The sequence below is a fragment of the Streptomyces sp. NPDC002889 genome (assembly GCF_042888425.1).
In the GTDB taxonomy this organism is placed as follows: domain Bacteria; phylum Actinomycetota; class Actinomycetes; order Streptomycetales; family Streptomycetaceae; genus Streptomyces.
Genome location: NZ_JBIAPT010000007.1, coordinates 144,993 through 166,717 on the forward strand (window position 1 = coordinate 144,993; position 21,725 = coordinate 166,717).

17 protein-coding genes are annotated in these 21,725 nt (G+C 71.5%); 9 read left to right on the top strand and 8 right to left on the bottom strand.

Annotation, left to right across the window (positions count from 1 at the left end; translation table 11 throughout):
* Positions 1–46 precede the first annotated feature (46 nt).
* From ACFYWI_RS12650 to ACFYWI_RS12660, 3 genes are all read left to right on the top strand, one after another.
* A complete protein-coding gene (locus ACFYWI_RS12650; RefSeq protein WP_389229623.1) occupies positions 47–1,606 on the top strand; it encodes an APC family permease in 1,560 nt (519 codons plus the stop codon).
* A 155-nt stretch (positions 1,607–1,761) separates the two neighbouring features.
* The gene (locus ACFYWI_RS12655; RefSeq protein WP_389229626.1) at positions 1,762–2,631 is read left to right on the top strand and encodes a DMT family transporter; all 870 of its coding nucleotides are present in this window, start codon (positions 1,762–1,764) and stop codon (positions 2,629–2,631) included.
* A gap of 171 nt (positions 2,632–2,802) precedes the next feature.
* Positions 2,803–3,210: a hypothetical protein gene (locus ACFYWI_RS12660; protein WP_389229629.1), complete on the top strand. Its 408-nt coding sequence runs from the start codon at positions 2,803–2,805 to the stop codon at positions 3,208–3,210.
* Positions 3,211–3,345: 135 nt separating this feature from the next.
* Here the strand turns inward: ACFYWI_RS12660 and ACFYWI_RS12665 are convergent, their stop codons facing one another.
* The 3 genes from ACFYWI_RS12665 to ACFYWI_RS12675 all read right to left on the bottom strand — a co-directional run bounded on the left by ACFYWI_RS12665 (position 3,346) and on the right by ACFYWI_RS12675 (position 6,070).
* Positions 3,346–3,678: a putative quinol monooxygenase gene (locus ACFYWI_RS12665; protein WP_389229633.1), complete on the bottom strand. Its 333-nt coding sequence runs from the start codon at positions 3,676–3,678 to the stop codon at positions 3,346–3,348.
* A 78-nt stretch (positions 3,679–3,756) separates the two neighbouring features.
* The gene (locus ACFYWI_RS12670) at positions 3,757–4,503 is read right to left on the bottom strand and encodes an IclR family transcriptional regulator (RefSeq protein WP_389229636.1); all 747 of its coding nucleotides are present in this window, start codon (positions 4,501–4,503) and stop codon (positions 3,757–3,759) included.
* Between the two features lie 49 nt (positions 4,504–4,552).
* Complete coding sequence (locus ACFYWI_RS12675) at positions 4,553–6,070, bottom strand: CehA/McbA family metallohydrolase (protein ID WP_389229639.1); 1,518 nt, start codon at positions 6,068–6,070, stop codon at positions 4,553–4,555.
* Positions 6,071–6,283: 213 nt separating this feature from the next.
* Between ACFYWI_RS12675 and ACFYWI_RS12680 the strand changes: the two genes are divergently transcribed.
* Complete coding sequence (locus ACFYWI_RS12680; RefSeq protein WP_389229642.1) at positions 6,284–7,111, top strand: TIGR03619 family F420-dependent LLM class oxidoreductase; 828 nt, start codon at positions 6,284–6,286, stop codon at positions 7,109–7,111.
* A 4-nt stretch (positions 7,112–7,115) separates the two neighbouring features.
* On the opposite strand, the gene ACFYWI_RS12685 is transcribed toward ACFYWI_RS12680, so the two are convergent.
* The gene (locus tag ACFYWI_RS12685) at positions 7,116–7,520 is read right to left on the bottom strand and encodes a hypothetical protein (protein WP_389229645.1); all 405 of its coding nucleotides are present in this window, start codon (positions 7,518–7,520) and stop codon (positions 7,116–7,118) included.
* Between the two features lie 100 nt (positions 7,521–7,620).
* Here ACFYWI_RS12685 and ACFYWI_RS12690 point away from each other — a divergent pair, with 100 nt between their 5' ends.
* The 3 genes from ACFYWI_RS12690 (at position 7,621) to ACFYWI_RS12700 (ending at position 14,341) form a co-directional block, all read left to right on the top strand.
* On the top strand, positions 7,621–10,215 hold the full coding sequence (locus ACFYWI_RS12690; RefSeq protein WP_389229648.1) for a bifunctional FO biosynthesis protein CofGH: 2,595 nt from the start codon (positions 7,621–7,623) through the stop codon (positions 10,213–10,215).
* A 4-nt stretch (positions 10,216–10,219) separates the two neighbouring features.
* A complete protein-coding gene (locus ACFYWI_RS12695) occupies positions 10,220–12,988 on the top strand; it encodes a tetratricopeptide repeat protein (RefSeq protein ID WP_389229651.1) in 2,769 nt (922 codons plus the stop codon).
* Between the two features lie 222 nt (positions 12,989–13,210).
* Complete coding sequence (locus ACFYWI_RS12700) at positions 13,211–14,341, top strand: ADP-ribosylglycohydrolase family protein (protein WP_389229654.1); 1,131 nt, start codon at positions 13,211–13,213, stop codon at positions 14,339–14,341.
* 57 nt (positions 14,342–14,398) lie between these two features.
* Here the strand turns inward: ACFYWI_RS12700 and ACFYWI_RS12705 are convergent, their stop codons facing one another.
* Positions 14,399–15,181, bottom strand: a complete 783-nt coding sequence (locus ACFYWI_RS12705) for an SDR family oxidoreductase (RefSeq protein ID WP_389229657.1) — start codon at positions 15,179–15,181, stop codon at positions 14,399–14,401.
* Positions 15,182–15,294: 113 nt separating this feature from the next.
* On the opposite strand from ACFYWI_RS12705, the gene ACFYWI_RS12710 reads away from it, so the two are divergent.
* Positions 15,295–16,128: a hypothetical protein gene (locus ACFYWI_RS12710; RefSeq protein ID WP_389230069.1), complete on the top strand. Its 834-nt coding sequence runs from the start codon at positions 15,295–15,297 to the stop codon at positions 16,126–16,128.
* 159 nt (positions 16,129–16,287) lie between these two features.
* Here the strand turns inward: ACFYWI_RS12710 and ACFYWI_RS12715 are convergent, their stop codons facing one another.
* The 3 genes from ACFYWI_RS12715 to ACFYWI_RS12725 all read right to left on the bottom strand — a co-directional run bounded on the left by ACFYWI_RS12715 (position 16,288) and on the right by ACFYWI_RS12725 (position 18,648).
* Complete coding sequence (locus tag ACFYWI_RS12715) at positions 16,288–16,497, bottom strand: DUF397 domain-containing protein (RefSeq protein WP_389229660.1); 210 nt, start codon at positions 16,495–16,497, stop codon at positions 16,288–16,290.
* Between the two features lie 272 nt (positions 16,498–16,769).
* Positions 16,770–17,636, bottom strand: coding sequence for a helix-turn-helix domain-containing protein (locus ACFYWI_RS12720; RefSeq protein ID WP_389229663.1), 867 nt, complete (start codon positions 17,634–17,636; stop codon positions 16,770–16,772).
* A gap of 286 nt (positions 17,637–17,922) precedes the next feature.
* On the bottom strand, positions 17,923–18,648 hold the full coding sequence (locus ACFYWI_RS12725) for a GPP34 family phosphoprotein (RefSeq protein WP_389229666.1): 726 nt from the start codon (positions 18,646–18,648) through the stop codon (positions 17,923–17,925).
* A 204-nt stretch (positions 18,649–18,852) separates the two neighbouring features.
* Here ACFYWI_RS12725 and ACFYWI_RS12730 point away from each other — a divergent pair, with 204 nt between their 5' ends.
* Positions 18,853–21,516 carry a serine hydrolase gene (locus tag ACFYWI_RS12730; protein WP_389229669.1) on the top strand — a complete coding sequence of 888 codons (2,664 nt, stop codon included), beginning with the start codon at positions 18,853–18,855 and terminating at the stop codon, positions 21,514–21,516.
* The last annotated feature ends 209 nt before the right edge of the window (positions 21,517–21,725 follow it).

Consider the following 21,725-nt stretch of genomic DNA (forward strand, 5'->3'; position numbering starts at 1 on the left):
CTTCACTCGCTCGGATGCGGGAATCGCAGCACTTAACGTCCTCTTCATGACTCAGCTGGAGACGCGACCCCAGGTCGGAGACACGGTACGGGGACGCCCTGAAGGGGGCGTCCGCTCCAAGGGCCTCGAAAAGAATTCCGTCGGCCTCATGGGCAGTGCCGTCATCGGAATCTCGACGGTCGCCCCCGTGTACTGCCTGACCTCCACCCTCGGCTCCACGGCCGGCGAGGTCGGGCTGCAGATGCCCGCCGTCTTCCTGGCCGGCTTCCTGCCGATGCTCCTCGTCGCCTTCGCCTACCGAGAGCTCAACAAGGTGATGCCGGACTCCGGCACGTCCTTCACCTGGACGGTGAAGGCCTTCGGGCCGCGCGTGGGCTGGATGTGCGGCTGGGGCCTGGTGATCGCGACGATCATCGTGATCTCCAACCTCGCGGGCGTCGCGACCTCCTACTTCTGGCTGCTGGCGGGCGAGCTGACCGGCAGCGATTCGGTCGCCGCCCTGGACGGCAACAAGGCCGTCCACATCCTCACCTGCCTCGTACTGATCGCCGTCGCCACCGCCATCAGCTACCGCGGTATGACCGCCACGAAGCGTGTGCAGTACGCCCTCGTCGGCCTCCAGCTCGTCGTCCTGGCCGTGTTCGTCGTGATGGCCCTTCAGAAGGCGGGCAGCGGAGCCTTCGAGACCGGGATCGGCTTCTCCTGGTCCTGGATGAACCCCTTCGCGGTCCAGTCCTTCGCGGCCTTCACCGCCGGCCTCTCCCTGTCGATCTTCATGTACTGGGGCTGGGACGCCTGTCTGTCCACGAACGAGGAGACCACGGGCTCCGCCAGGACCCCCGGCCGCGCCGCGCTCGTCGCCATGGTCGTCCTGGTCGGCTCGTACCTCGCCACCGGCATCGCCGCGCAGATGGCCGTGGGCTCGGGCGACAAGGGCCTCGGCCTGGCCAACCCGGACACCTCCGACAACGTCTTCGCCGCCCTGGCGGGGCCGGTGATGGGTCCTGTCCTCGGCATCGCGCTCTTCGTCGCCGTTCTCGCATCGGCCGCGGCCAGCCTCCAGACGACGTTCATCCCGGTCGCCCGCACGGTGCTCGCGATGTCCACGTACGAGGCCCTGCCCGCGTCCTTCGCGAAGGTCAGCCCCCGCTTCAAGGTCCCCGGCCGCGCCACGGTCGTCGCCGGTATCGCCACCGGCGCGTTCTACACGGTCATGACCCTGGTCAGTGAGCACGTCCTGGTCGACACCATCTACGCGCTCGGCCTCATGATCTGCTTCTACTACGCGCTGACCGCGTTCGCCTGCGCCTGGTACTTCCGGGGCGAGCTCTTCCGCTCGGTCCGCGACTTCGCCTTCAAGGGCCTCCTCCCGGTCCTCGGCGGTCTCCTGCTGTCGGCGGTCTTCGGCAAGACGCTCTACGACATGTGGGACCCGGCCTACGGCTCCGGCTCCGCGGTCCTGGGGGTCGGCTCGGTCTTCGTGATCGGAGTCGGACTGCTGCTCCTCGGCGGCGTCATCATGCTGATCATGCAGCGCCGCAGCCCCGCGTTCTTCCGTGGCGAGGTGCTGACGAAGGGCACCCCGTCGCTGGTGATCGCGGACTGACCCGAACGCTCCCTGCCGCGTCCCGGCCCGGCGGTCGTCACCGACGGCCGCCGGGCCGGCGCCGGGAGGACCAACTGCCGACACGGGTATCGCCGCGCCGGGAGGGCCTGGAGTGTCGGCTCCCGGCGATGCTGCACCCGCCCTACCGTGCAGGGATGCGACGCTCGGGCAGCCGGATGGCCCTGGCCACGTTCACCGCGGCCTGTCTCCTCGGCAGCGGGAACGCGGTCGGCGTCCGGTTCAGCAACCGTGAGCTCGACCCGTTGTGGGGTGCGGCCTTGCGTTTCGGGGCCGCGGCCGTGGTCCTGCTCGTCGTCATGGCGGCGATGCGGCTGAAGTGGCCGCGCGGCCGGGCGCTCGCCGGTGCACTGCTCTTCGGCGTGCTCAACTTCGGCGTCACCTTCGCCCTCGCCTACTACGCACTGGTCCGTATCCACGCGGGACTGGGCCAGACGATCCTCTCCCTGGTGCCGCTCGTGGCGCTGCTGCTGTCGGTGGCCCAACGCCAGGAGAGATTCCGGCCGCTCGCGGCCGTCGGCACCGTACTCGCGGTGGCCGGCGTCGCGGTGGTGTCCCGGGCACCGTTGCAGGGTTCGGTCCCGGTGCTGTCGTTCCTCGCCATGCTCGGCGCCGTGTTCTCCTTCGCCGAGGCCGCGGTGCTGGTCCACCGGCTGCCCAAGGTCCATCCGGTGACCATGAACGCGGTGGGCATGACGGGCGCGGCGGTCCTGCTGTTCGCGGGATCGGCAGCCGCGGGCGACGACCGGGTCCTCCCGGAGGGCACCGCGACCTGGTGGGCACTGGCCTACCTCGTCCTGGCGGGTTCCGTGGCGACCTTCGTGCTCTATCTCCTCGTGATCAAGAACTGGGGCCCGTCACGGGCAGCGTACGTCTTCGTCGTCATCCCCGTGATCACGATCCTGCTCTCGGCCCGGCTCGACGACGAACCGCTGACGGGGGGCCTGTTGCTGGGGACTCCGCTGATTCTGCTCGGGGTCTACCTCGGCGCCCTGCGCAAGCCGTGACGCCCCACGCGTCTGCGCGCTCTTACCCGGTCGCGTACGGGTGGCGATCGGCGCGTTGCCCGATATCGCCGTAGACACGAGCGGCGGTCGCTCGATGCGGTTCAACCGGTGCGTAGTGGTGGACAATCGCTGCACCGGGCGTTGTCGCACCGGCCCCGTACAGTCGCCCTCATGACGAAGCCGGAGCCGAAGTCGGGGCAGAAGCCGAAGCCGTTGATCCGGGCGAGCGAGGCCGGCGGACGGTCGATCGACGATCCGTCCGACGAAGCCGTGCACGACCTGCTTGCCGACATGAACCTCAGTTGGCCCTTCGTGATCGTCGAACGGCTGGACCGGGAGCCCGTCGACGAGCACTACATGCAGGTCCATCTCAACGGCGACCTCAGCTACCAGGTGGAGTACCGCGAAGGCAGCGCGGATCGGCATTTCCAGGCGCATGTGCCCAGTCAGGGCGATGTGATCGGCCCCCAGCCCGTGGCCAGGGTGATCAGCGACTGGGCACACGACCGCGGGGGCTGGCGCGAGGCACTGCCGTGGACGCCGTGGTCCCCGCACGGGAAGCCGTACAAGGATGCGTGACCGGGTCCTGGGGGAAGGGCTCCGGCACCGGCACGGTCGTGAACAGCTACAACGAGAGGTCCAGTTCACCTGGCAGGCGTACCGGCAGAGCTTGCGCCCCGGTGACCGGCACCGTGCACCGGGTTGCCGAGTGGCCTACCGGTCGCCCGCCGGCTTCAGCTCGCCCATGGCGCTCCAGCCCTGGCCCGGAACCTCGACGTTGATGATCTCCGGCGTGGACGCGACGGCGACGGACATGGCCTCCATGCCCGCCTTGAAGTGGTCGGACGCCACATGCGCCGCGCCCGCCTCCGCGTCGGCGAAGGCCTCGAGCAGCACGAACCGGTGGGGGTCCTCGACGCTGCGTGACCAGTCGAAGAAGAGATTGCCCGGCTCGGCGCGGGTGGCCCGGGTGAAGTCGTCGACGAGGCCGAGCCAGCGATCGCTGTACTCGGGCCGGACGGGGAACCTGACGGCGATGAAGATCATGGTTCCAGCCTTACGCGGTCCGGGGCTCGGGGCCACCTGGGACACCCCGTTTTCCGACCCCGCCGGAAACCGGACCCTTCACAGCGGCAGCGCTGCCGCGACCCTCACGACCGCCGCGCGGACCTCGCCGTGCCGCCGCCGGAAGTCGGCGGTCGGCAACGACACCGACAGCGCATGCACGGCACCCTCAGGACCCTGGTGCGGCAGAGTCGTCGCAAGGCAGGTGTACGCCGGGTCGGCCTCGCCGACGGACACCGCGAAGCCCTGCCCCCGGACTTGGGCCAGTTCCGCCTCCAGGCGCTCGGCGCTGGTGATCGTACGGTCGGTCAGCCGGGCCATCCCGTACTCGGCGAGGTAGCGCCGCCGCACCGCCCTGGGCAGCGCGGCGAGCAGCGCCTTGCCGTGCGCGGTGGCGTGGGCCCGCGTCTCGGGCCCGGGTACGAAGGGGTGGGCGAGGTCGGTCGCCGGGGCGGTGCTGTCGATCACGGTGATCCGGCCGTCCCGGTAGGCCGTGAAGTACGCCTCCGCGCCGGTGGCCCGCCGCAGTCGGGGCAGCAGCTCGGCGATCTGCGGCCCCAGCCCGAGATGCCGCCGGAACGACTGGTGCAGCGCGGCCACCCGAGGACCCGGCGCGTACCCGTCGGCGGTCCTGATGAGGTGCCCACGGGCGGTGAGCGGAGCCAGGAGGTGGTACACGGTCGACAGCGAACACCCCAGCCGCCGCGCGAGCGCCTTCGCCCCGAGGGGCGCGGGCGCGTCGGCGACGGCGTCGAGGATCTCCAACGCGCGGTCGACGGACCGCGGCCCGTCGGCGGAGCTGCCCATGGTCACTTTCCTTCCGCGGATCTCCTTCGAGAGTACGCGGCCGAAGTCTTCACTTTCCCAGGAAGATCGGGTTGGTGAAGGCGGCCGGCGGGCCCGGCAGGACCGGCACCACGGGCGCGTGGCGCACCTCGGCGCGTACGTACGAGGCGTACTGCGCCGTCGTGCGCCACTCCACCGTGCCCGTTCCCGACGCCGGGATCGTGGCGGTGTGCAGCACGCCCTGGTCGGTGACGATCCGGGCCGTGCAGTCGGGGGTGCCCGCGACGTCCAGCCGTACCGTCACCAGGTCACCGGCGTCCACGCGCAGCCGTTCGCCGATGCCGGCGTGCTGCCCGCGCGCGCCCGTCGCCGACAGGGAGACGGACACCGCCCTGGACTCGGCGACGTAACTGCGACCGGCGCGGATGGCGTCGAGGATCGCCTCCCGGGACAGAGCGTCGGCGAGGACGACCGTCTGCGGTGTCCCGATCGGGTCGGGGTGGCGGTGCGCATCGCTGCTGCCCATGGCCGGGATCCAGCGCCGCCCGGAGCGGGCAGCGGCGACGAGGGTGCTGTCCCAGTGGGCGAGCGACACCTCGTCGTCGGGGGTGTACGCCCCGTTCCAGACCTCCACCGCGTCCGCCTCGCCGAAGCCGAACTTCCAGTTGCAGCCGATGCAGGTCGCGTGCGGATGCGCGGGCACGACGAGCCCGCCGGCCCGGCGGATCTCGCGGACGCAGTGCCCGAAGCGGTTGTCGCGGGCGCGGTATCGCCAGTCGACGAACGTCCCCGGGTCCGTGCCGAGCGCGACCACGTGCCCGTTGCGGGTGGTGACCTCCTCGCCGAGCAGGATCAGCAGGTCGTCACCCGCCTGGTCGGCCCAGTGGGCGTGCGCGGAGTGGGTGTTGTGCTCGGAGGAGTTGATGAAGTCGAGCCCGGCGGCGCGGGCGAGCGCGGCGATCTCGGCAGGGGTGCGTCTGCCGTCCGAGTGCCAGGAGTGGATATGGCAGTCCCCGCGGTACCAGGCACGTCCGCGCCCTTTGGCCCGCTCCGGCGGGTAGACCGCTCTGGGCGTCTTTTCCGCCGCGCCGTACCGCAGCGTGACGGTGATCTCGTACGCGAGTCCCTGGGGCGCGACCGTGTACGGCCCGAGGGCGATGTTCCAGGTGCCGGCGCGGACGGGCCCGGGGATGTACCCGGGGGTCGCGTCGTCCGCCCGGATGAAGAACTCGGTGCGTGCCCCGCCCGACCATCCGCGGAACCCGGCCCCGCCGAGCTCGGTGCCGCGCTCGTCGAAGATGCCGATGTCGAGGGCGTTGCCGACCGTGCCGGGTGGCATGACCGGCCGCTCGTACGTGTACGAGACGTGGATCTCGCGTACTCCGCGCGGTACTTCGACGGGCAGATAGACGAAGTCGGGGGCGCCGGGCGGCAGGGTGCCGCGTACGACCTCGGTCTGCTCGTCGCTGCTACGTGGGGCCGCACTCGCGAAGCTCACACTGCCCAACGTAAGCGCTGCGGCGGCTCCCGTCACGAAGAGTCCGCGTCGTCCGATCGAGCGTGCTGCGTGTTCGTCGTCGTTGCACATGCCGTCGGCTCTCCAGGGTGTCGAGAGACTGCAAGGACTTCAAGGAAGGACTTCAGTGACTTCAGTGATGCACTCGAACCCTGGTATTGAGCCGTGAACTCACGGGCAAGGGAAGGGGTTTGGTGGATGACGCGGTCATGACTGACGACGCCGGACGATATCCGGCATACCGTGATCCCGCCCCCATGTGACGCACGACGGAGGAGAGCCCCCATGCGGATCGCGACCACGATCTTCCTCACCGACGAGACGATCACCCCCGTACGGCTGGCCCGCGAGCTGGAACAACGAGGCTTCGCCGGGCTCTATCTGCCCGAACACACGCACATCCCCGTGGAACGGGCGACCGCCTACCCGGCGGGCGGCGAGCTGCCGCCCGAGTACGGCCGCACCCTGGACCCGTTCACCGCCCTCGCCCAGGCGGCCGCGGTGACCGACCACCTCCTGCTGGGGACGGGTATCGCCCTGGTCGCCCAGCACGACCCGATCGACCTGGCCAAGCGGATCGCGACCCTGGACCACGTGTCGGGCGGCCGCTTCACGCTGGGCGTCGGCTTCGGCTGGAACGTGGAGGAGGCGGTGGACCATGGGGTGGAGTGGCCGACGCGGCGGGATCTGGTGCTGGACCGGATGCGCCTGATGCGTGCGCTGTGGTCGCCCGAGCCGGTCGCGTACAAGGGCGAGTACGGCTCCGTCCGCGCCTCCTTCGCCTTCCCGAAGCCGGCCGGGGGCGCCCCCCGCACCCTGGTCGGCGGCGCGGCGGGCCCGAAGCTGTTCGCCCACATCGCGGAGTACGCGGACGGCTGGCTGCCGATCGGCGGCCGCGGTCTGATGGAGTCGGTCCCGGCCCTGAGGGAGGTCTGGGAGTCGGCGGGCCGCGACCCCAGGACACTTCAGGTGGTCCCGTACGCGGTCCTGCCCTCGCCGGGCAAGCTTGCCCGCTGCGCGGAACTGGGTGTGGAGGAGGTGGTGCTCCAACTCCCCCCGGGGGACGAGCTGGAGGTGCTGCGCGTCCTCGACGACTACGCCCAGTACCTGTGAACCCTCAGGCCGGCGGCGGCAACGCCTGAGGCGACGCCTCTCCCGCCGGAACCCTGGCGGGCAGGGGCGCGCCGGGGGCCTGCACGGGTGTCGCCCCGGAAGGCCCGACGGCATCGGCGACCAGGAGCGCGACACTTGGAACCCCGGCGACGGCGAGAGCGACTACAGCGACCAGGCGTGGCGTCTTCACGCCCCCGACCCTGCCGCCCCGGCCGGTGCGCCGCCACCAGGACACGCGGGCGAGGGAGGCCGTCTGGTCCGCAGGGATGACACCCGCGTACACGAAGCAGCTGGATGCCGGCCTTTGCAGCTCCAGCGCCCCGCCGCACACGACCCATTCCTCGCCGGGGCTGAAGCAGAAGGGGGAGTCGTGTACACGGATTCCGGTGAGACCGGAATCCGTGTACACGAACGTGAGGAGGCCGGGCCCTGGGAAGTACTCAGCCCATTTCAGGGCATGCGTCCTGGCCGGGGAACATGCCGCCATCGGGCGCTCGTATGCTCGCTGCATGACGGATCACCAGGCCGCAGACCAGGCCGGACGACCCACCGAAAACGCCATGCGCCGCGCCCTCAAGCGCGCCAGGGACGGTGTCGCCCTCGACGCCGCCGAGGCCGCCGTGCTGCTGCAGGCGCGCGGCAGCGACCTCGAGGACCTTGCCGCGTCCGCCGCGCGCGTGCGGGACGCCGGGCTCGAAGCGGCCGGGCGGCGGGGCGTGATCACGTACTCCAAGAGCGTCTTCATCCCGCTCACCCGGCTGTGCCGCGACAAGTGCCACTACTGCACGTTCGCCACCGTGCCCGGCAAGCTGCGCCGCGACGGACACGGGATGTACATGTCGCCGGACGAGGTACTCGACATCGCCCGGCGCGGCGCCGAAATGGGCTGCAAGGAAGCGCTCATCACTCTCGGCGACAAGCCCGAGGACCGCTGGCCCGAGGCCCGTGAGTGGCTCGACGCGCACGGCTACGACGACACCATCGCTTATGTACGGGCCATGGCGATCCGCATCCTGGAGGAGACCGGGCTGCTGCCCCACCTCAACCCCGGCGTCATGTCATGGACCGACTTCCAGCGGCTCAAGCCCGTCGCGCCGTCGATGGGGATGATGCTGGAGACCACGGCGACCCGGCTGTGGAGCGAGCCCGGCGGGCCGCACCACGGGTCGCCGGACAAGGAGCCGGCCGTACGGCTGCGCGTGCTGGAGGACGCGGGCCGCAGCTCGGTCCCGTTCACCAGCGGGCTGCTCATCGGGATCGGTGAGACGTACGAGGAGCGCGCCGAGTCGCTGTTCGCGCTGCGCCGCATCTCCCGCGCCTACCACGGTATCCAGGAACTGATCATGCAGAACTTCCGCGCCAAGCCGGACACGGCCATGCGCGGAATGCCGGACGCCGAGCTGGACGAGCTCGTCGCGACCGTCGCCGTCGCGCGGCACATCATGGGACCCTCGGCCTGCCTCCAGGCCCCGCCCAACCTCGTGGACGACGAGTACGCGCGCCTCATCGGCGCCGGGATCGACGACTGGGGCGGCGTCTCGCCGCTCACCCCCGACCACGTCAATCCGGAGCGGCCATGGCCGCAGATCGACGAGCTCTCGGCGCGGTCGGAAGCGGCAGGTTTCCGGCTGGAGGAGCGGCTCTGCGTGTACCCGGAGTTCGTGCGGCGCGGTGAGCCCTGGCTCGACCCCCGGCTGCTGCCGCACGTACGGGCCCTGGCCGACCCCGGGACCGGGCTCGCGCGCCCTGGCGCGTTGCCCGCCGGACTGCCCTGGCAGGAGCCCGACGAGGGCTTCACCGCCACCGGCCGTACCGATCTGCACCGCACCATCGACACCGAGGGCCGTACGCACGACCGGCGTGACGACTTCGACGAGGTGTACGGCAACTGGGAGGCGCTGCGCGAGGCCGCCGCGCCCGGCATGGTGCCGCAGCGCATCGACACGGACGTCAGGGCGGCCCTGCGCACGGCCGCGGACGATCCGACGAAGCTCACCGACGACGAGGCCCTCGCGCTGCTGCACGCCGACGGTCCGGCGCTCGATGCCCTCACCCGGATCGCCGACGACCTGAGGAAGTCGGTCGTCGGCGACGACGTCACCTACATCGTCACGCGCAACATCAACTTCACCAACGTCTGCTACACCGGCTGCCGCTTCTGCGCCTTCGCCCAGCGCCGTACCGACGCCGACGCGTACACCCTGTCCCTCGACCAGGTCGCCGACCGCGCCCAGCAGGCGTGGGAGGTCGGCGCGGTGGAGGTGTGCATGCAGGGCGGTATCCACCCCGACCTGCCGGGGACCGCGTACTTCGACATCGCGCGCGCCGTCAAGGAACGCGTCCCCGGCATGCATGTGCACGCCTTCTCGCCGATGGAGGTCGTCAACGGCGCGACCAGGACCGGGATGAGCATCCGGGAATGGCTGACAGCGGCCAAGGAGGCCGGGCTCGACTCGATCCCGGGAACGGCCGCGGAGATCCTGGACGACGAGGTCCGCTGGGTCCTCACCAAGGGCAAGCTCCCGGCCGCCACCTGGATCGAGGTCGTCACAGCCGCGCACCAGCTGGGTATCCGGTCCTCGTCGACCATGATGTACGGGCATGTGGACCAGCCGCGCCACTGGCTCGGCCACTTCCGTACGCTCGCCCGTATTCAGCAGGAGACCGGTGGCTTCACGGAGTTCGTGACGCTTCCCTTCATCCACACCAACGCGCCCGTGTACCTGGCGGGGATCGCCCGGCCGGGGCCGACGACCCGTGACAACCGGGCCGTCACCGCCATGGCCCGCCTCCTGCTGCACCCGTACATCACCAACATCCAGACCAGCTGGGTGAAGCTGGGCGCGGAGGGCGCGGCCGAGATGCTGCGCTCGGGGGCGAACGACCTGGGCGGCACGCTGATGGAGGAGACCATCTCCCGGATGGCCGGCTCCAGTTACGGGTCCTACCGCTCCATCCGTGATCTGACCGCCATCGCGGAGGCGGCCGGACGGCCGGCCAAGCCCCGTACCACCTTGTACGGGGAGGTTCCGGACGAGCGGCAGCAGGCCGCCATGGCGTCCGACGGACATCTGCCCGAGCTGTTGCCGCTGCTGCCAGACTGATCGCATGACTGGTGGTGTCACGGGGGATCGGGCGAGACCGTCGTTACAGCAGGTGATCCGGGGGCGCAGACGCGCCCGGTTCGTCGGCCGCAGGGCCGAACTGGCCCTGTTCGACAGCAACTTCGACTTCCCGCCGGAGGACGACCGTCACCGGTTCGTCTTCCATGTCCGCGGCACCGCCGGGGTGGGCAAGACCTCCCTCGTACGCGAACTGCAGGACACGGCCCGCGGGCGCGGCGCGCTGACCGCCCACGTCGACGACTCGGTGAACAGCGTGCCGGACGCGATGGCGGCGATCAGCGCCCAAGCCGGGCGCGACGGGCGTCCGTTGAAGGCCTTCGACCGGATGATGTCGACGTACCGTCAGCGCCGGCACGAGGCCGCGTCGGTGGTGGACGACCCGGAACAGGCGCTCACCGCGGGCGGCCCGTCGCTCTCCCATGCGATCGCCGCGCGAGCCGGGCTGGTCGGCCTGTCGCTGATTCCCGGGGTCGGGGCGCTCGCCGGCGCGGTCGACCCGGCCCGGCTCGCCGAGGGCACCGAACGGGTACGGGCCGCGCTCAGCGCACGCTTCCGCCAGGACGACGTCCAGCTGGTCATGGACCCGCTGCCGGTGCTGACCCCGCTTCTGTTCGCCGAACTGGAGCGGGCGGCAGCTGACGGAGCTCCCTGGATCACGCTGTTCTTCGACACGTACGAACGCACCGGCGCCTTTCTCGACCCGTGGCTGTGCGCCCTGTTCGGCACCGAGCGGTACGGCGAGCTGCCGGCGGGCCTGATCGTCACCACCGCGGGCCGGCGCCCCTTGGACCGGGTGCGCTGGGCGGACAGCCTCGACCTCGTCGCCGAAATGTCGCTGGAACCGTTCACCGAGGCGGAGGCACGCGAGCTGCTGTCGGCCAAGGGAGTGGTGGACGAGCCCGTCGTACGGGAGGTGCTGCGGCTGTCAGGGCGGCTGCCTGTCCTCGTCTCCACCCTCGCCGAGAACCCGGGCACCGCGGCGGGAGCCGTCGACGACCCGAGCGCCACCGCCGTCGAACGCTTCCTCCAGGGCGAGCAGGACCCGGTACGCCGGGCCGCCGCCCTCGACGGCGCCCTGCCGCGCCGCCTGAACGAGGACGTCTTCGCCGCGAGCGTTCCGGACGGTGTTCCGGACGGCGCCGCGGAGCTGTTCGCCTGGCTGCGGTCCATGCCGTTCGTGGACGAACGCGCGGGCCGGGTCGTCTACCACGACGTCGTACGCGCCCCCATGCTGCGGCTGCGGCGGGCCGGCTCCCCGCAGCGCTGGATCGCGGGCCACGAGCGGCTCGCCACGGCGTTCGCCCGGTGGTGTGCCACGGCAGCCGCGGGCGTCGACCCGCAGCGGCTGTGGGCGGCGGAGGCCTGGCGGGAGCTGCGTCTGGAGGAGACGTACCACCGGCTGTGCGCGCAGCCCCGCATCGCGCTGCCCGGGGCGCTGCGCGACGGCATCGGCGCCTGCCGCGAGGGCACCGCGGCCGCGCGCGCCTGGGCACGGGCGCTGGCCCAGGCCGGCGAGGACACCGACAGTGAACCGCTGCGCATGTGGGGCCGGGACGCTCTCGCCGCGCTCGCCGACGAACGCCGCCTGGGCGTGGACCTGCTGGGCCTGCTGCTCGCCCGGGCGGACCTGGACACGGCGGGCCGGGTCGAGGCGCTGGTGGTCCGGGCCCGGGATCTGCACAACGCCGGTGAGTACGAGGCGGCGCTCGCCGACTCGCTGCGGGCGCTGGAACTGGACCCGGCCAGCGCGGCCGCCCTGCACGGACGCGGACGCACCCACCGCAGGCTCGGCGATCTGGACGCGGCCCTGTGCGATCTGGACCGGGCGCTGGAGCTGGACCCGGGGTTCGCGTGGACACTCGCCGAACGGGGCGAGGTGCACCGGCTCGCGGGCCGGTACGAGGAGGCCGTCGCGGACCTGGACGGCGCGGTCGGCGGCGGCCTCGACCACCACTGGCCGCTGGCGAGCCGCGGGCACGCGCTGCTGCTGCTGGGGCGCACCGACGAGGCGCTGCGCGACCTGGACCGGGCGCTGGAGCTCAGGCCGGCCTATGTGTGGGCGCTGTTGCGCAGGGCCAGGGCCCGTACCAGGCGCGGCGACTTCGCCGGTGCCCTGGCCGACCTGAGCCGCGCCGGGGGCCTGGCCCCGGACAACCCGTGGATCGCCGGCGAGCGCGGCGATGCCTACCGTTTCGCCGGGCGCTTCGAGGAAGCCGTCGCCGAGTACACGAGGGCGCTGGAGCTGGACCCGGCGTACGCCTGGGCGCTGGGCAGCCGGGCCATGGCGCTGGAGGCGTCGGGCAGGCCCGCCGAGGCGCTCCGGGACCTGGACCGGGCGCTGGAACTGGAGCCGGACTACGTGTGGGCGCGGCTGCGGCGGGCCGAGGTCTGCGAGCGGCTCGGCGACCGGGCGGGCGCGCGTGCCGATCTGGACCGGGCGGCCGCGACCGCGAACGGCCGCGAGGCGTGGGAGCTCGCGGCGAGCGGCGCGGCGCACGCACTGGCGGGGCGGCACGAGGAGGCGCTCGCCGATCTGGACCGTGCGCTGCGGCTCGCGCCGGGCCACCGGCCTGCCCTGTGGGCACGGGCCGGTACGAACCTGGCGCTGGGGCGGACCGAGCAGGGGCTCGCGGACCTGGCGGAGCTGGCGCGGCTCTCGCGGTCGGGGTCGGGCGGCACCGGCGGGGCGTACCGGAGCGTGGATCTGTCGCGCTGGGGCGGGGGCATGAGGGGCGACTCGGCGGGTCCCTGAGGGCGGCTGTCCCCACGGCACCCCGGGGGCGCACCACCGGGCGTGTACCGGGCCGCCTCCCGGGACCGGCCGCCGGGAACCTCACCGGTCGGTCAAATCCGACCTCAGGGGCGTTGGTCCACATACCCGCGCGATCCCCCTGCGGCCACTGAACCGGTCGTTCCCGTTCGATTACAGTGCTGCGCCGGGCAGTGTTCGGTCGACGTCGGGGAAGGGGGCACGGTGAGCGCAGCGACCACAGCCGTGTGGGGCCGTGCCGAGCAGCAGGACTTCCGGGCCCGCGTGCGCGGGGCACTGCTCGGCGGCGCCATCGGCGATGCGCTCGGCGCCGGGGTCGGCGCGCTCACCATCGAGGAGATCCGGGCCGCCCACGGGCCGGACGGGATCGGCGACTTCGTGGCCGCCCACGGGCGCCGCGGTGCCGTCACCTCCGCCACCCAGCTGACTCTGTTCACGGTCGACGGGCTGATACGCGCCCAGGTGCGCCGTGACACCGGCGCCTGGCACCCGCCCACCGATCTGCACCGGGCGTATCTGAGATGGGCGGCCACCCAGAGCTACTGGGGACCCGACGAGCGCCGCAAGGACAACGGCTGGCTCGCCCGCGAGGAATGGCTCTACAGCCGACGTGACCCCGCCCCGGCCTGTCTCACCGGTCTTGCCGACGAAAACCTGGGCACCCTCGCGGTGCCCAAGAACCCCACCGCGCGCGACGCCGGTGCGGCGGTGCGCTCCGCGCCGTTCGGGCTGCTCGTCGGCTGGGAGCCGCAACTGGTGTGCCAGCTCGCCGTCGAGTGCGCCGCGCAGACGCACGGCCACCCCACGGCGTACTTGTCCGCCGGTGCGTTCGCCGTCATCGTCCACGGGCTCGCCCGGGGCGAGAGCGTCGACGGCTCGGTGCAGCGGGCGCTGGCGCTGCTCGCGGCCCGACCCGGGCACCAGCCCGTCACGGACGGCCTCAAGCACGCCCTCGGAGCCGTACGGCAGGGCATTCCGGGCCCGGCGAGGATCGCCACCCTCGGTGAGGGCCACCACGCCGAGGACGCGCTGGCGATCGCCGTCTACTGCACGCTCGTCGGCGAGGACATCCGCCACGGGCTCCGCCTCGCCGTCAACCACGACGGACCCTCGCAGACCACAGGGGCGCTGACCGGGGCGCTGCTGGGTGCACTGCACGGGGAGACCGCGCTGCCGCCCGCCTGGCTGTGCGAGGTGGAGGGGCGCTCCACGCTGCTGGAGATCGCCGACGACTTCGCCATGGAGATGACGCAGGGCCCGGCGCTGCACAGCCCGACGGCGACCGCCCCGGGCTGGCTGCAGCGCTATCCGCGGGGCGCGGTGGAACTGACCTGAGCGGTCCGCGCGGGCGTGTGGCCGGCAGGCGGAACCCGCTCGCACCCGGTCGCGCATCTATCGCATCACTTCCCCCGCGTTGACGAGCAGCGACTGGCCCGTGATCGCCCGCGCCCTCGCGGACGCGAGGAAGGCCACCGCCTGTGAGACGTCCGCGTCCGTGGCCAGTTCGGGAAGTGCCATCCGGTCGGTGAGCCGTCCGAGCACCTCACTCTCCGGCATCCCCTCGGTGTGCGCGGTGAACTGCACGTACGCCTGGACCGGCGGTCCCCACATCCAGCCCGGCAGTACCGTGTTCACCCGGATCCGGTGCGGGCCCAGCTCCCGCGCCAGCGAGTACATCGCCGAGGTCAGCGCGCCCTTGGACGCCGCGTACGCCGCCTGCCGCACCTGCGAGGGTGCGGCGACGGCCGACTGCGTACCGATGAACACCACCGAGCCACCCCGCTCCTTCAGCGCCGGCAGGCAGGCCCGGGTCATCCGCAGTGTGCCCAGCAGATTCACGTCCACGACCCCCTGCCAGGTCGCGAAGTCCGCGTCCTCGAGGCCACCGAAGCAGCTGTCCCATGCGGCGACATGGGCGACCGCGTCGATCCGCCCGAACCGCTCCAGTGCCAGCGCCGCGAGTGCGTCGCACTGCGCCTCGTCCGTGATGTCCGTGGCGCGGTACGCGGTGTGCCCGCCGTCCGGGTCGATCTCGCCGGCCGACTTCGCCAGATTCGCCTCCGTGCGCGCGCCGAGGACAGCGTTGCCCCCGTCGCGCACGACGGTCTCCGCGATCCGGTGTCCCAGCCCGGCGCCCACCCCGGACACGATGACGGTCATTCCCTGAAGCAGCATCCCGGCGTCTCCCGCCTCTGGTCATACATCTGACGGCGCGTCAGAGTAGGGGCGTCCGGCAGAGGAAGGAAGAGGGGCGGAAGGGGAGCGCTGTGAGCGAGCACGACGAGGACATGCGCAGCGAGGTGTACGCGGAGCTGGCGGGCGTCGGACCGTACGGTGTGCGCCCCGGCCACGCCCTGATCACCATGGTCGAGCCGCATCCGGGCCAGGAGTACGCGTACAACCGCTGGTACGAGGACGACCACTACTACGCGGGCGCGATGGCGATGCCCTGGATCTACGCCGGGCGGCGCTGGGTGGCCACCAGGGAACTCCAACTGCTGCGGTACCCGGAGAAGTCGGCGATCGCCCAGCCGGTCACCGCCGGCTGCTACATCTCGACGTACTGGATCACCGAGGGCCGATACGCCGACCACATGAAATGGACCGTGGGCATCAACAAGCGGCTCAACCGGGACGGTCGGGTCCATCAGCAGCGTACGCACGTCTTCACCGCCTTCCAGGACCACGAGGCGACCGTGTACCGGGACGGCGCCGCCGGCCCGCGCGACTACCATGCGCTGGACCATCCGTACGCCGGCCTGGTGGTCCAGGTCATCGACGCGGACGGGCCGGGGCAGCGGGCGGAACTGCTGGAGTGGCTGCGGGCGAAGCATCTGCCGCAGCGCCTCGCGGGTCCGGGCCGAGCGGCCGCGATGGTGACCGTGTTCCGGCCGACGCCGCTGCCCGGCGACCGGATGACCTATGTGAAGCAGGTGGAGGGCGTGGACACGCGCCTGACGCTGCTGTGGTTCCTCGAGGAGGATCCGAGGCGGTGCTGGGAGCCTGCGTTCGCCGGTCTCGACGCCGCGGTCGGCGCTTCGGGGCTCGGGCGGGTCGAGCTGGTCGCACCCTTCGTCCCGACGATCCCGGGTACCGACCGCTATGTCGACCAACTGCGCTGATCCGGAAGCGGGGTGGGGTCTTCGATGTCGGCAGCCCGGGCATGGCCGAGCCCCCTCGGCCAGGACGGCGGACCAGTCGAGAGGGCTCACGTCGATACTGCGCTGTGCTGCTTCTCCGGGTGCTTCCTGTCCGGATTCTTTCGGTCGGGTCGCTGTGACTCAGTGGAGGCCGGACGCGCTCTGCCCCATTTCGTTCACGAACGCGGTCCACGACGCGGGTACGAAGGTGATCGTCGGACCGGCGGGGACTTTGGAGTCCCGAACCGAAATCGCCTGCACAACAGGGGATTTGACCTCTACGCAAGCGCCGTTTCCCGTGGAGTACGAGGACTTCGTCCAGGTTTCCGTGGCGCCCTGAAGGATTGCCATGTTCGCTCCGCTTCGGCAAGTGGTGTGATGTGCGCCAACGTTCTTGCTGGCGTGATCGACGCTACTCGCCACGTCGGTTGCGTGAGGGAGGCGTTCACTCGACCGGATGGCATATTCCATACCGGTCTTCCGCCGCACGGTGGCCGTGGTGTACCGTGCGGCCCCCTCGCGGAAGCCGCCCTCCGAAGAGCCCTCGGGCGGCTGCTCCGGCAGCCTCCCCGGAGGCGTCCCGGGCCCGCTCGCCCAGAGACGGGCGGGAGCGGCCGGGCCGGTCAACGGGGGGCGTCGGCGTACTCCTTGGCGATCTTCGCGATGAACTGCCGGGTCTGGTCCACGTTCAGCGCCTGGGCGCGCAGATGCTCGTACATCACACTGTACTTCTGCACGTCGTTCGCCTTCTCCAGATACAGGTCGCTCGTCACGCCCTCGATATAGACGACGCTGGAGTCCGAGGCATCGGGGAACTCGAGGATCGCGTACTGGCCGTTGATGCCCGGATGCGCACCCATGTCGAAGGGCAGTACCTGCACGGTGACATGGGGCTGCTGCGACAGCTCCACCAGATGCTCCAGCTGCTCGCGCATCAGATGCCGGTCGCCGACCACGCGGCGCAGCGCGGACTCGTCGATCACCACCCACAGCCGCAGCGGATGCTCGTCGTCCCTGATCCGCTCCTGGCGGCGCAGCCGGACGCCGACCCGCTTCTCGATGTCGGGGATCGCGCTCTCCGGCAGGGCGCCGGCGATCAGTGCCTCGGCGTACTGCCGCGTCTGCAACAGGCCGGGCACGACCTGGGGCTCGTACACGCGCAGACTGGCCGCATCGGTCTCCAGCCCGATGTACACGCTGTACGGGATGTCGCCGAAGGCGTGCCACCAGCCCTGCTGGCGGGAGTCCTTGGCCATCTGCATCAGCGAGTCGACGATCCGGTGGTCCTCGACCTCGTAGACGCCGCACAGATCACGGACGTCGCGCTGGCTGATGGAGCGGCGGCCGTTCTCGAGGCGGCTGATCTTCGACTGGGAGACGAGCAGGCGCTCCGCCACCTCCTCGGCCGTCATGCCCTTGAGTTCCCGGAGCCGGCGCAGCTCCTGGCCCAATCGGCGTCTCCTGACGGTGGGGTTGACGTTGGACGCCACGGAAACTGCACCTCCTACTGCGTAGCTGTGCGTATCTACCGTTCAGCAGATTGCCACCAATGGTCGTTGCCGCGCTGCCAAATGGCTACACACGCGAACACGATGGCCACACATGCGAACGCGCGGGGCAGCGGTGAGGCTGCCCCGCGCGTCCAGTGCGGCTCCCGAACCGGGCCTTGGGGACGTCGGTGCGGCGGTACTGGCGTTCCTGCGGTTGGTGCTGGTGTTGTTCCTGCTGTTGCTCCTGTCGTGCGGTGCGGTGTTCGGTGCCTGCCCGGTGCCCTGCTCAGTGCGCGGCGACGCGGGCCATGCTCCCGCGACGCGGTTGCATCGGCACAGGCCCCGGCTGGCGTCCACCGCCGGGGGCCGGGCTACGGCGCGGCTGCGCGACCGCACCGTTCTGGACGTCCATCACGGCGTGCGCCACGAGGCCGCCCATCGGGTCGTGCCGGATGAGATCCCGCAGGCGGGACCTCGAGGAACGCCCTTCGTTCCCGGGGTACAGGTGCTTGCCGAGACCGACCGCGTGGGCCAGCGCAGCGAGCGCCGCGGTCCGCGGGTCCGGCGGTACGCCGGTGCGGATCGCACTGTCCAGCCGGGCCCTGATGTCCCTGCTGATTGCCGTGTCCGTCGCCTGGTAGCGAGTCGTCGGCAGCACCCCGCACATCTGGCCCGCCACGGCATGCACCATGCCGCACCGCTCCAGATGCGAAAGGTAGATCTGACGCAGCCCCAGCCGGGGCCCGCCGATCCAATGGACCGCCCGAACCGGACTGCCACGTCGGCGCAGCAGTTCCAGTGCGGAGTCCAGTGTCGGATCTCCTGTCGGCCGTGGCATCACCACGGCGATACGATCCCCGTCCGGGGCTATCCGTCCTGCCAGAGCCAGCTCCACTAGCTGTGCACCGGCCAGGCCGAGGTCGAGCGACTGCGGCTGCGCTGTGGTACCCGTGGCCGGGTCCAGAGCGAGCAGCAGAAGCTCTTCCGGAATTGTTCTGCGGCTCCTGCCCATCCATGCCTCCCCGCGTGGATGAATGACAGGGTGACCCCTCTCACATTGGCTTGTCGAGAGCACCAGGGTGCTTTGTTAGGGAACCGGTAGCTATGTCGTTCTCGTCTAGCACGGGAGCCATGCGCTCACACAGGACACTGGTAGATGGTTCGGACACCGCGGGTTGCCGGTTGACGGCGCTCGTGACGACACGGAGGAGGCACGGTGGCGGGCGAGTCCCCCGACAGGTCGGAGCAGGGGAAGTCGTCGGGGGAGACGACTCAGGGCGAACGCGACCCGCGACTCGCCGTGTTCCGCCAGGCGCCCCCGAAAGCTGAACCGGTGGACCAGCCGACGGCGGTCTTCACGACACGCCCGCGCGACGCGGAGCCGGATCCCTCACCCGAGGAACCGGCCCCGTCGGGGAATGACGCAAGACTGCGGGCGGCGGTTGCGGCGTGGGTGGCGACGGCCGATGAGCCGACTCCCGCGGAGGAGCCGTCCGACGCGCAGTCGTCCGCCGCGGACGCGGCGACCGTGGAGTCGCCGGCCACCGACGAGGATGACGAGGATGCCGTGAGCACCTCGGCCACGTCCGACGCGCAGGCCGATGAGGAGGCCGACACGGAGGCCGACGAGGCGTCCGCCGACAGGCCGGCTGCCGCCCGGTCCGCGCAAGAGACTCCGGACGCGCCGCAGGCGCCGGCGCCCGCCGGCAAGGCGGCTTCCGCGACGGAGCCGACCGCTGCGGAAGCGAAGGACCCGGCCGCGTCGGTGTCCGCCGGGGACGAGCTCGACACCGCCGCCGATGCCTCCGGTACGCAGCCCACTGAAGGCCCGGCTGCCGAGGAGACCTCGGCGACCACCACGCCCGACAGTGCGTCGCCCGCGTCCGGTTCCGCCGACGAGGCGGGGCCCGGCGCCTCGGACGCGCCCGAGGCGCCGGATCAGCGCCATGCGCAGGCGTCCGGCGACGCGAAGCCCGTGGCGGCGTCCGCGGACGACCCGGCCGCTCCGGGCGTGAAGGGCGCGGCAACGACCCTGCGCGAGGCCGAGTCCGGCGACGCCGACGAGGCCGGGTCCCAGGAGGCCTCACAGGCCCCTCGGGCGGCCTCGGACGACGACGCGGGCGCCGGGCGCGTCCCGGACGGCGAGGGGCCGTCGGCGACCACGTCCGACGATGCCGATGGTGTGGACGATGCCGACGGCGCCGCGGACGCGCGCCCCCGTCCCTCCTGGGCGCAGCAGAAGGCTTCTGCGGGCGAGGCCCACAGTGGCCAGAAATCTGCGGGTGCAAAGCCTGAAAGCCGCCCCGTCGATCAGCCGACCGCGATCTTCAAGACGCCGCGGAAGCCGGTCGTCGACCAGCCCACGACCGCGCTCAAGATGCCCGCGAAGCCCCCGGCGCCCCCGGAGTCCACGTCCGACGGGGCGCCCGACCCCGCCCCGGAGGCCCGCCGCAGCAGTACGTTCGTGCCGCTGCGGACCGACGATGCGCAGACGGCCGCCCCCGCGGCCCCCAAGCCGGCAGCCGAGCCCGCAGCCGCCGAGCCCGCCTCGCTCTCCGGGGCAGAGCGGACCAAGCAGCAGCCGCTGCCCCCGCTGCCTCCGCTCGATCTGCTCGCCGAGCTGACGAACACCCCGCCGCCGCCCGAGACTCCTGTCCGCACCGTTGTGCGGCGCGTCAAGATCTGGACGCCGCTGGTCGTACTGCTACTGATCGTCTTTGCGGTCGTACAGCTTGTGCGTCCGCTTCCCGACCCTCAGTTGGCACTCTCCGCCGAGAAGACGTTCACCTTCGAGGGCGGACAGCTCGGCCTCCCCTGGCCCGACGAGGGCCAGGGCGCTGCAGAGGTCGTGGGCGTCGGCAGCCTCGGGACGTACGGGGCGCAGAAGCCCGCCCCCATCGCCAGCGTCGCCAAGACGATGACGGCGTACGTGATCCTCCGCGACCACCCGATCAAGGGCAAGCAGGTCGGCCCGAAGATCACCGTCGACCAGCAGGCCGAGGACGAGTCGAAGATCGAGGACGAGTCCACGGCGGCCATTTCCAAGGGCCAGCAGTTCACCGAGAGGCAGATGCTCCAGCTGCTGATGATCCCGTCCGGGAACAACGCGGCCCGTCTGCTGGCCCGCTGGGACGCCAAGTCCGAGGCCGCGTTCGTCGAGAAGATGAACGACGCCGCCAAGGACCTCGGCATGACCGGCAGCACATACACCGACCCGAGCGGTCTGAAGTCCACCACGGTGTCCACCCCGCAGGACCAGCTCAAGCTGGCCAAGGCGGTCATGGAGTACGACGTGTTCCGGGAGATCGTCAACACGACCAAGACCAGGATCCCCGGTATCGCCAAGGACATCCGCAACAACAACGACCGCGCCCTGCTGCTGGACGGCGTGGGCGGCATCAAGACCGGTTCGTCCACCCCGGCCGGCGGCAATCTGCTCTGGACGGCCAACGCCCTCGTCGACGGCAAGCCCCGCCGCATCGTCGGTGTGGTGATGGGTGCGCAGAACGCCGACCTGCTCTGGCAGAAGCTGGAGTTGGCGATCGACTACAGCATCGAGGTCATCCAGGCCGCCCAGGAGGGCGTCACCTCCGCCACCGTCGTCAAGAAGGGCGACGTCGTCGGATATGTCGACGACCGTCTCGGCGGCCGCACCCCGGTCGTCGCCACCAAGGACCTCAAGGCCGTCGGCTGGGCCGGTCTGAAGGTGGAGATCGACATCGAGAGCGGCGACAGCCCGGTCCCGCACTCCGCGAAGGCGGGCACGGTCGTCGGCGACGTGTTCGTCGGCTCGGGCCCCGGCAGGGTCTCCGCGCCGGTCGAGCTGCAGCGGGACCTGGCGGAGCCCGGTGTCGGCAGCAAGCTGTCCCGACTCGGCTAGCAGCCACCGCGGGCGTCCCGGGAAGCCGGGACGCCGGCGTGCTAGCGTCCCCGGGCATCTCGAGGCAACTTCACAGCGATGAAACACGTCCTGAACACAGGGCAGGAGTTCGGGGGACGACGGCACAACGGGGAAGACGGGGAGAGCCGCAGGTGACCACCGCTGAGCCGACACGGACGGACGGCAGCAGGACCGGCACGGGGCCGCGA

Coding starts and splice junctions, on each gene's coding strand:
- ACFYWI_RS12715 (WP_389229660.1), bottom strand. CDS start 16,497: ATGGCAATCCTTCAGGGCGCCACGGAAACCTGGACGAAGTCCTCGTAC.
- ACFYWI_RS12655 (WP_389229626.1), top strand. CDS start 1,762: ATGCGACGCTCGGGCAGCCGGATGGCCCTGGCCACGTTCACCGCGGCC.
- ACFYWI_RS12695 (WP_389229651.1), top strand. CDS start 10,220: ATGACTGGTGGTGTCACGGGGGATCGGGCGAGACCGTCGTTACAGCAG.
- ACFYWI_RS12705 (WP_389229657.1), bottom strand. CDS start 15,181: ATGCTGCTTCAGGGAATGACCGTCATCGTGTCCGGGGTGGGCGCCGGG.
- ACFYWI_RS12690 (WP_389229648.1), top strand. CDS start 7,621: ATGACGGATCACCAGGCCGCAGACCAGGCCGGACGACCCACCGAAAAC.
- ACFYWI_RS12675 (WP_389229639.1), bottom strand. CDS start 6,070: ATGTGCAACGACGACGAACACGCAGCACGCTCGATCGGACGACGCGGA.
- ACFYWI_RS12710 (WP_389230069.1), top strand. CDS start 15,295: ATGCGCAGCGAGGTGTACGCGGAGCTGGCGGGCGTCGGACCGTACGGT.
- ACFYWI_RS12680 (WP_389229642.1), top strand. CDS start 6,284: ATGCGGATCGCGACCACGATCTTCCTCACCGACGAGACGATCACCCCC.
- ACFYWI_RS12660 (WP_389229629.1), top strand. CDS start 2,803: ATGACGAAGCCGGAGCCGAAGTCGGGGCAGAAGCCGAAGCCGTTGATC.
- ACFYWI_RS12650 (WP_389229623.1), top strand. CDS start 47: ATGACTCAGCTGGAGACGCGACCCCAGGTCGGAGACACGGTACGGGGA.
- ACFYWI_RS12665 (WP_389229633.1), bottom strand. CDS start 3,678: ATGATCTTCATCGCCGTCAGGTTCCCCGTCCGGCCCGAGTACAGCGAT.
- ACFYWI_RS12725 (WP_389229666.1), bottom strand. CDS start 18,648: ATGGGCAGGAGCCGCAGAACAATTCCGGAAGAGCTTCTGCTGCTCGCT.
- ACFYWI_RS12670 (WP_389229636.1), bottom strand. CDS start 4,503: ATGGGCAGCTCCGCCGACGGGCCGCGGTCCGTCGACCGCGCGTTGGAG.